Origin of the sequence: Streptomyces solincola, from assembly GCF_002982015.1 — a bacterium.
GTDB classification, from domain to species: domain Bacteria; phylum Actinomycetota; class Actinomycetes; order Streptomycetales; family Streptomycetaceae; genus Streptomyces; species Streptomyces solincola.
The window spans coordinates 1-8534 of record NZ_PVLV01000357.1 but is presented as its reverse complement, the minus strand read 5'-3'; the positions used below and the strand labels follow the sequence as shown (position 1 = coordinate 8534).

The following is an 8534-nucleotide window of genomic DNA, read 5'->3' as shown; positions in this document are numbered from 1 at the left end:
GTTGTCCCCCGTCCCGGCGGCCACCGCGACCCCCGCCGGCAGCCCCAGCTCGGCGGCCGCCGCCGAGGTCAGCGACCCCACCCAGGCCCCGCCGGACGGGGCGACCTCCGGCAGCAGCCCGCGCTCCACGCCCGCCACCTCCAGCAACCGCGGGTCATAGCCGTGGTCGGCCGTGCTGTACCAGAGGGTGCCCGAGGCGTCCCCGGGGTCGGTGGCGGCCGTCCCGGACAGCCGCTCGGTCAGGTAGTCGTGCGGCAGCCGCACCCCGGCCGCCGCCCCGGCCACCCTCGGCTCGTGCTCCACCAGCCACCGCCACTTCGCCGCCGTCATCGACGCCACCGGCGCCGACCCGGCCCGCGCCAGCCACCCGTCCATGCCCAACTCCCGCGTCAGCGCGGCGGCCTGCGGGGCGGACCGGGTGTCGTTCCACAGCAGCGCCGGCCGCAGCGGCCGCCCGGCCCCGTCCAGCACCACCAGCCCGTGCTGCTGGCCCGCCACCGCGATCCCGGCGACCCCCGCCGCGCCGCCTCCGCCTGCCGTGCGCCGCCACTGCTCCAACGCGTCGCCTACCGCCCCCACCAGCGCCCGCCACCACTGCTCCGGGTCGCTCTCCCGGGCCCCGCCGGACCCGGTGACGGTGTGCGCAGCGCGCCCCGACGCCAGCACCCGTCCGCTGCCCACCTCCACCACCACGGCCTTGGTGGACTGCGTGGAGCTGTCCACCCCGATCACGGCCGCCGACGACGACACCGACATCGCGTTCACCTCGCCCTTCCCGCTGCGCGCCCTGCCTGCTACTTCCCGGACCCGGCCCCGACCCCTTGGCGGTGCGCCGCCCGTAGCGTATTAGTAATGTCAGAAAACAAATAGCCCTCGGGCCGGACCGAAGGACCTCGCCATGCCTGACCGCCCCAGCTACACCCCCACCCCCGACGACCGCTTCACCTTCGGCCTGTGGACCGTCGGCTGGCAGGGCGTCGACCCCTTCGGCACCGCCACCCGCCCCGCCCTCGACCCGGTGGAGTCCGTCGAGCACCTCGCCTCCCTCGGCGCGTACGGCGTCACCTTCCACGACGACGACCTCTTCCCCTTCGGCGCCTCCGACACCGAACGCGAGGCCGCCGTCAAGCGGTTCCGCGACGCCCTGGACCGCACCGGCCTCAAGGTCCCCATGGCCACCACCAACCTCTTCACCCACCCGGTCTTCAAGGACGGCGCCTTCACCGCCAACGACCGCGACGTCCGCCGGTACGCGCTGCGCAAGACCCTCCGCAACATCGACCTCGCCGTCGCACTCGGAGCCACCACCTACGTCGCCTGGGGCGGCCGCGAGGGCGCCGAATCCGGCGCCGCCAAGGACGTCCGCACCGCACTGGACCGGATGAAGGAGGCGTTCGACCTCCTCGGCGACTACGTCACCGAACAGGGATACGACCTGCGCTTCGCCATCGAGCCCAAGCCCAACGAGCCGCGCGGCGACATCCTGCTCCCCACCATCGGCCACGCCCTCGCCTTCATCGAGCGCCTGGAGCGCCCCGAACTCGTCGGCGTCAACCCCGAGACCGGCCACGAGCAGATGGCCGGCCTCAACTTCCCGCACGGCATCGCCCAGGCCATCTGGGCCGGCAAGCTCTTCCACATCGACCTCAACGGCCAGTCCGGCATCAAGTACGACCAGGACTTCCGCTTCGGCGCCGGCGACCTGCGCCAGGCGTTCTGGCTGGTCGACCTGCTGGAGACCGCCGGCTACCAGGGCCCGCGCCACTTCGACTTCAAACCGGTGCGCACCGACGGCTTCGACGGCGTGTGGGAGTCCGCCGGGAACTGCATGCGCAACTACCTCGTCCTCAAGGAGCGGTCCGCCGCCTTCCGCGCCGACCCCGAGGTCTGCGAGGCTCTGCGCGCCTCCCGCCTGGACGACCTGGCACGCCCCACCGCCGAGGACGGCCTGGCCGCCCTGCTCGCCGACCCCACCGCGTACGAGGACTTCGACGTGACGGCCGCCGCCGAGCGCTCCATGGCCTTCGAGCGCCTCGACCAGCTCGCCCTGGACCACCTCCTCGGCGTCCGCTGACGCCTTCGGCGAGCCGGGGGCCACCGGGCGCGCCGCCGGGTGGCCCTCCGCCCCGGCGCCACGCGCGCCGGGGCCTCCTTGTGGGCCGGCCGGACGCCGCACTACCGTGCCGATGTGGATCTCCCCCCGGGCCCGGACCAGTTCACCCGCTCCTGGGCCGCGCTGCGCACGGCGGTCGACCGGCTCCCGGACCGGGACTTCGCCCGGCCGTCCGGCTGCGCGGGCTGGCTGGTACGGGACCTGGTGTGCCACCTCGTCATCGACGCCCAGGACGTCCTGATCACCCTGGCCACCCCGGCGGAGGCGGCGGCCACCGCCGACGCCGCGAGCTACTGGACGGTCGCCGACCGGCCGCCCGCCGGCGGCAGCCCGCTCGACGCGCTCACCGTCCGGCTGGCCGCCGCCTACCAGGACCCGGGCCTGCTCGCGTTCCACCTCGACGACGTCGGCTCCGCCGCCGGCCGGGCCGCCGCACTCGCCGATCCCCGCACCCGGGTGAGCACCCAGCGGAAGGTGCTCTCCGTGGCCGACTACCTCACCGCGTACGTCCTGGAGTGGACGCTGCACCACCTGGACCTGGTCGCCCACCTGCCGGACCGGGAGGGGCCGCCGGCCCAGGGGCTCGCCCGCTCCCGCGTCCTGCTGGAACGGATCGCCGGCGCGCGCTTCCCGGCCTCCTTCGAGGACGCCGACGCCCTGCTGGTCGGCACCGGCCGCCGGACGCCGACCGCGCGGGAACGCGCCGCCCTCGGCGACCTGGCCCACCGGCTCCCGCTCACCCTGAGCTGACGACCCGCGCCCCCGGAGCCGGCGGCGGCGCGTGCCCCGCCGGATCGGCCAGCACCCCGCGCACCACCAGCGCCGCCGCCCCCCGGGCCGCGTCCCCGGAGGACGAGGAGGCGCGCAGCCGGCCACTGCCCACCGCCCACAGCCCCGACACCACCCGGGCGGCCAACTCCCGTTCCGCCGCCGGGCCCAGCCACTCCATCAGCGGCCGGAACACCCCGCCCAGCACCACCGCGTCCGGGTCCAGCAGATTCACCGCCGCCGACACCGCGAGCCCCAGCATCCGCCCGGCCCGCTCCAGCGCCGCCACCGCCCGCGGTTCACCGCGCCGGGCCCGGGCCTCCAGCTCCGCCACCCCGCGCGCCCCCGCCGACTCCGCCACCCCCGCACCGCGCAGCAGCGCCGCCTGCCCCGCGTACTGCTCCAGGCAGCCGTGCGAACCGCACCGGCAGCGCGGCCCGTCCGGGTCCACCACCAGATGCCCGATCTCGCCCGCGAAGCCGTGCGCCCCGCGCAGCAGCGCCCCGTCCAGCACCAGCGCGCCGCCCACTCCGATCTCGCCGGTCAGATAGACGAAGCCGCGCAGCCGCGGGGCGTCGGCCGGGCCGCCGAACCACAGCTCGGCCAGCGCCGCCGCGTTCGCCTCGTTGTCCACCGTCACCGCCGGCTCCCCACGCCCCGGCGCGGCCGCCCGCAGCGCCTCGGCGAACAGCCGGCCCGCGTCCACCCGGTTCCAGCCCAGGTTGGGCGCCTGCCGCACCGCGCCGCCGGACACCAGCCCCGGCAGCGCCAACCCCGCGCCCGCCGCGTCCAGCCCCTTCCCCGCCGCCGCGTCCAGCGCCCGCGCCGCGATCCGGGCGGCCCGCGCCAGCACCTCCTCGGGCCGGGCGTCCTGGTTGTCCACTTCCTCCGTCAGCCGTACGCGGTCGGCACCCGCCAGATCCACCACGCACGCCGAGACGTAGTCGACGTTGATCTCCACCCCGAGTCCCGCCGGTCCGGTGTCCGCCACCCGCAGCGCGGTCCCCGGCCGCCCGGCGTGCCCGCTGAACGTCTTGCCCCGCTCGGTGAGGAAACCGCCCGCCAGCAACTGCTCCACCAGTGAGGACACCGCAGCCCTGGTCAGCCCCACCCGCGCGGCGACCGCGGCCCGCGTCGCCTCGCCCTCCTCGTGCACCGCGCGCAGCACCAGGCTCAGGTTGTGCCGCCGTACGGTCTCCTTGCCGGCCTTGGCATCCCTGGCGTCCCCGCCCCGGGCCGGCTCACGCGTGCTGTCCATCGTGCGCCCGAGCCTATGCGAGCCCCGCCCCGCCGGCCCCGGCGCGGACCGACGTCGTACGCCGGGAGCGGCGGCGGACACGACGAAGCGCGGGCCCGGTCTGCCGACCGTACCCGCGCTGTGGGCTGCGCGCCCTCGCGTTCCTACTGTGTGTCCGAGGGGGGACTTGAACCCCCACGCCCGATAAAGGGCACTAGCACCTCAAGCTAGCGCGTCTGCCATTCCGCCACCCGGACCAGGTGTCTGTCTCGCGGCCACGGGCCGTTCCGACGTGGAAAACCATAGCAAACATTCGAGGCGGCAGATCACGCCGGGAAACCGACCGGGCCCGGCCTTGGGCGCGGGGCGGGGAAGCGGGGAGGATGAGGGGGCAGGACCTGCTGACCAGCTACCGGGAGGAAGAAGCGTGAGCGAGTCGAGCCAGGCGCGGACCGCCGCCGTCACCGGCGAGGACGAGGTCGTCGACCTCTGCCGCGACCTCATCCGGATCGACACCAGCAACTACGGGGACCACTCCGGGCCGGGGGAGCGGGCGGCCGCCGAGTACGTCGCGGAGAAGCTCGCCGAGGTGGGGCTGGAGCCGCGGATCATCGAATCCCACAAGGGCCGCGCCTCCACGGTCGCGCGGATCGCCGGCGAGGACCCCTCGCGGCCCGCGCTGCTGATCCACGGCCACACCGACGTCGTCCCGGCCAACGCCGAGGACTGGACGCACCACCCGTTCTCCGGCGAGATCGCCGACGGCTGCGTCTGGGGGCGCGGCGCGGTGGACATGAAGGACATGGACGCGATGACCCTGGCGGTCGTCCGCGACCGGCTGCGCAGCGGCCGCAAGCCCCCGCGCGACGTGGTGCTGGCCTTCCTCGCCGACGAGGAGGCCGGCGGCACCTACGGGGCCCGCTACCTGGTGGACAAGCACCCCGACCTGTTCGAGGGGGTGAGCGAGGCCATCGGCGAGGTCGGCGGCTTCTCCTTCACGGTCAACGAGAACCTGCGGCTGTACCTGGTCGAGACCGCCCAGAAGGGCATGCACTGGATGCGGCTGACCGTGGACGGCACCGCCGGCCACGGCTCGATGACCAACCACGACAACGCCATCACCGAGCTGTGCGAGGCGGTCGGCCGGCTCGGCCGGCACACCTGGCCGGTCAAGGTCACCAAGACCGTGCGGTCCTTCCTGGACGAGCTGTCCGACGCGCTGGGCACCCCGCTCGACCCGGACGACATGGACGCCACGCTGGCCAAGCTCGGCGGCATCGCCAAGATGATCGGCGCGACCCTGCGCAACTCCGCCGCCCCCACCATGCTCGGCGCCGGCTACAAGGTGAACGTCATCCCCGGCCAGGCCACCGCGCACGTGGACGGGCGCTTCCTGCCCGGCCACGAGGAGGAGTTCCTCGCCGACCTGGACAGCATCCTCGGCCCCCGGGTGCGCCGCGAGGACGTGCACGCCGACAAGGCCCTGGAGACCACCTTCGACGGGGACCTGGTGGACGCCATGCAGTCGGCGCTGAGGGCCGAGGACCCGATCGCGCGGGCGGTGCCGTACATGCTCTCCGGCGGCACGGACGCGAAGTCCTTCGACGACCTGGGCATCCGCTGCTTCGGCTTCGCGCCGCTGAAGCTGCCCCCGGAGCTGGACTTCGCCGGGATGTTCCACGGCGTGGACGAGCGGGTCCCGGTGGACGGCCTGAAGTTCGGAGTGCGGGTGCTGGACCGCTTCCTCGACGCGAGCTGACCGCCCCACCCCGCCGCCCGTGTACGCCGCCGCACCCCGCTGACCTGCGGAGTCGCGGCGGCGTCCGCGGGTGTGGCGGCAATAGTCTGCTGAAACGACACTCCAATAATCGCCCGCGTGTGCCCCTTCGACTGGAAAGGGTGAACGACACCCTGGGCGCGTAGCCCCCTCGCCTCCCTGTCGTTACAGGTGTGCGGTCCGCGGCTGGGACCGCATATGCCAACAAGGAGGAATAATGATCAAGAAGGTCGCCGCCGTCGCGGCTGCTGCGGGTGGTCTGATGCTGGCCGGCGCGGGTATGGCCGTCGCCGACGCGGGCGCCCAGGGTGCCGCGGTGGGCTCCCCGGGTGTCCTGTCGGGCAACGTCGTCCAGGTGCCGGTCCACGTGCCGGTCAACGTGTGCGGCAACACCATCAACGTCATCGGCCTGCTGAACCCGGCCTTCGGCAACACCTGCATCAACAAGTGACGCTGAGCCCCACCCCTTAGCGGTCCCCATGTCCGGCCGGCCCCGGAGCGCGCGCCATGCGCTCCGGGGCCGGCGGGCATTCGGCTCCCGGGTGAGGTGCCCGGGGGTTCTCCGGAAGCCTGGAAGGCAGGAAACCAGCAATGCGACAGGTCACGCGCAAGGGCCTGACCATCATCGCGGCGGCGGGCGGCGTGCTCGCCCTCGGCGGCGGTTACGCGCAGGCGCACGGCGGCGCCGGCGCCGAGGGAGCGGCGGCCAACTCGCCCGGCGTCGGCTCCGGCAACACCGTCCAGGCGCCGGTGAGCGTGCCGATCAACGCGTGCGGCAACTCCGTCAACGTGGTCGGCGCCCTGAACCCGTCCTTCGGGAACAAGTGCGTCAACCAGGGCAGCGGGGCGCATGCGAGCGGCGCGTCCAGCAAGTCCCCGGGCGTCGCCTCGGGCAACACCGTGCAGGCGCCGGTCACCGTCCCGGTCAACGCCTGCGGCAACAGCGTGGACGTGGTCGGCGCGCTCAACCCGACCTTCGGCAACAAGTGCCAGAACGGCCACCCGCACAAGCCGGGCAACCCGGGCAACCCTGGAAACCCTGGGAATCCGGGCAACCCCGGTAACCCTGGCAACCCGGGCAACCCCGGTAACCCGGGCAACCCTGGGAACCCCGGCAACCCCGGTGAGCCGGGCACCCCGGGGAACCCCGGTAACCCCGGTAACCCGGGTGAGCCCGGTACGCCGGACGAGCCCGGCAACCCCGGAACCCCTGGCAACCCCGGTGAGCCCGGCACCCCCGGCAACCCCGGTGAGCCCGGCACCCCCGGCAACCCGGGTGAGCCCGGCAACCCCGGTGAGCCGGGCAACCCGGGCGGGCCGAACACTCCGGAGACCCACGTCGACACCCCGCAGAAGGAAGACGAGCTGGCGCTCACCGGCGCCGCTCCGCTCGGCGCGATGATCCCCGCCGCCGCGGGCCTGCTGCTCGGCGGCGCGGTGCTCTACCGCCGCACCCGCCGCGCCGCCTGATCCTGGCGGAGCGCCCCCGCGGCGTGGCGGCACCCGGTGCCGCACCGGCGCGTCGCGAACGCAGGAGGCGGGGCGGGCCCGGTCAGGGTCCGCCCCGCCTCCGTATGTGCTTGCGCTCTCCTCTTCGCCCCGCGCTCCGGGCGGGGCCCCGGGCGGCTACCAGGTGGCCCGGACCTGGCGGATGATCCGCCGGCGCAGGCGGACCCGGCGGCTGCCGTCCCGCAGCAGGCTCAGACGGTCCAGCTCCCAGTGTCCGTACTCGGCATGGTCGGTCAGCAGACGGGTCGCGTCCTTGCGGGAGACCCCGCGAGGCACGTGCACATCGACGAATTCGTATTCCGGCATCGCATCTATTGTGCGGCCACCCGCCCGGTACGGATAGCGTCTGCCCTATGTCTGATGCTGCGCAGCCCACCGCTGCCGAGGTACGCGCCGCCGCCGAGGCGGTCAAGGCCGCACTGGACCGGCACCTGGAGGCGGTCGAGAACCGCACCGGTGACGACGACCCCGCCGTCTACGAGGCGTTCAACGCCCTCGCCGCCGCGGCCGAGGCCTACGACGAGCGCCTCTACGACCGTTACGACGAGGTCACGCCCTTCGAGATCCCGGGCGTGGAGGACTCCCTGCCGCCCTACCAGGGCCCGACCGAGCCGAACGCGCTGACCGTGCTGATCCGCCGGGACTACGCGGTCGTCGAGCCTCAGAGACTGCTGGCCCAGGCGCAGCGCATCGCCGACCTCGACCGGGGCGACGACGGCGGCGACGGCGGCGAGGACGTGGACGCCGTCGCCAGGGTGGGCGTCAGCACGCACGCCGCGCTCGGGGTGCTCTTCGGGGAGTTCGAGCCCGACGAGATCGCCTCCCGGCACACGGAGTTCGGACTGGAGGAGGGGGACTCCACTCTCTGGGTGGCCGCCGCGGACGAGCTGCCCGAACCGGGGGAGTGGCTGAGCACCCCGTTCGACCAGGCCGAACCGGGCCGGGTGATCTGCCGGTTCGACGTCAGCGCGGTCTTCGACGAGGACGACTTCCAGGACGACGGCACCGGCCCCGCCGCCCGCCGCGTATTCGGCTGAGCCGGGACCGTCGGCCACCCCGCCCAGCGCCGCCCCCGGGCCTCCCGCCCGGGGGCGGCGTCATGTCAGGAGGCCGGGGGCGGCCTCCTGACA

General features: G+C 74.4%; 9 protein-coding genes and 1 tRNA gene. 6 read left to right on the top strand and 4 right to left on the bottom strand.

The features are described 5' to 3' along the window. Positions 1-750: FGGY family carbohydrate kinase (locus C6N75_RS21500; protein WP_407703255.1), on the bottom strand; the 750-nt coding region annotated here is incomplete at its 3' end. A gap of 148 nt (positions 751-898) precedes the next feature. Here C6N75_RS21500 and xylA point away from each other — a divergent pair. Together xylA and C6N75_RS21490 are read left to right on the top strand one after the other, a co-directional pair. Next, positions 899-2074, top strand: a complete 1176-nt coding sequence (gene xylA / locus C6N75_RS21495; protein WP_105870547.1) for a xylose isomerase — start codon at positions 899-901, stop codon at positions 2072-2074. Between the two features lie 114 nt (positions 2075-2188). After that, positions 2189-2863, top strand: a complete 675-nt coding sequence (locus C6N75_RS21490) for a maleylpyruvate isomerase N-terminal domain-containing protein (RefSeq protein ID WP_105870546.1) — start codon at positions 2189-2191, stop codon at positions 2861-2863. On the opposite strand, the gene C6N75_RS21485 is transcribed toward C6N75_RS21490, so the two are convergent. Both C6N75_RS21485 and C6N75_RS21480 read right to left on the bottom strand, forming a co-directional pair. Then, positions 2850-4139 (bottom strand): ROK family protein, encoded by a 1290-nt coding sequence (locus tag C6N75_RS21485; protein WP_105870545.1) that lies wholly within the window; start codon positions 4137-4139, stop codon positions 2850-2852. The genes C6N75_RS21490 and C6N75_RS21485 overlap by 14 nt on opposite strands. Positions 4140-4290: 151 nt before the next feature. Continuing rightward, positions 4291-4375: transfer RNA gene (locus tag C6N75_RS21480), tRNA-Leu, on the bottom strand. A gap of 170 nt (positions 4376-4545) precedes the next feature. Between C6N75_RS21480 and C6N75_RS21475 the strand changes: the two genes are divergently transcribed. From C6N75_RS21475 to C6N75_RS30840, 3 genes are all read left to right on the top strand, one after another. Further along, on the top strand, positions 4546-5877 hold the full coding sequence (locus C6N75_RS21475) for a M20/M25/M40 family metallo-hydrolase (protein ID WP_105870544.1): 1332 nt from the start codon (positions 4546-4548) through the stop codon (positions 5875-5877). A gap of 235 nt (positions 5878-6112) precedes the next feature. Further along, positions 6113-6346 (top strand): chaplin ChpH, encoded by a 234-nt coding sequence (gene chpH / locus C6N75_RS21470; RefSeq protein ID WP_105870543.1) that lies wholly within the window; start codon positions 6113-6115, stop codon positions 6344-6346. Between the two features lie 140 nt (positions 6347-6486). Continuing rightward, positions 6487-7365, top strand: coding sequence for a chaplin (locus C6N75_RS30840; protein WP_181160562.1), 879 nt, complete (start codon positions 6487-6489; stop codon positions 7363-7365). Positions 7366-7521: 156 nt separating this feature from the next. Here the strand turns inward: C6N75_RS30840 and C6N75_RS21460 are convergent, their stop codons facing one another. Beyond that, entirely contained in the window at positions 7522-7710 is a 189-nt protein-coding gene (locus tag C6N75_RS21460; protein ID WP_105870541.1) for a DUF5703 family protein, read from the bottom strand. A 47-nt stretch (positions 7711-7757) separates the two neighbouring features. On the opposite strand from C6N75_RS21460, the gene C6N75_RS21455 reads away from it, so the two are divergent. Next, positions 7758-8441, top strand: a complete 684-nt coding sequence (locus tag C6N75_RS21455; RefSeq protein ID WP_105870540.1) for a hypothetical protein — start codon at positions 7758-7760, stop codon at positions 8439-8441. Positions 8442-8534: the final 93 nt, after the last annotated feature.

What these genes read in the sequence shown, in the direction of transcription:
- C6N75_RS21455 (WP_105870540.1), top strand. Translation starts at nt 7,758, where the DNA reads ATGTCTGATGCTGCGCAGCCCACCGCTGCCGAGGTACGCGCCGCCGCC.
- xylA (WP_105870547.1), top strand. Translation starts at nt 899, where the DNA reads ATGCCTGACCGCCCCAGCTACACCCCCACCCCCGACGACCGCTTCACC.
- C6N75_RS21460 (WP_105870541.1), bottom strand. Translation starts at nt 7,710, where the DNA reads ATGCCGGAATACGAATTCGTCGATGTGCACGTGCCTCGCGGGGTCTCC.
- C6N75_RS30840 (WP_181160562.1), top strand. Translation starts at nt 6,487, where the DNA reads ATGCGACAGGTCACGCGCAAGGGCCTGACCATCATCGCGGCGGCGGGC.
- chpH (WP_105870543.1), top strand. Translation starts at nt 6,113, where the DNA reads ATGATCAAGAAGGTCGCCGCCGTCGCGGCTGCTGCGGGTGGTCTGATG.
- C6N75_RS21485 (WP_105870545.1), bottom strand. Translation starts at nt 4,139, where the DNA reads ATGGACAGCACGCGTGAGCCGGCCCGGGGCGGGGACGCCAGGGATGCC.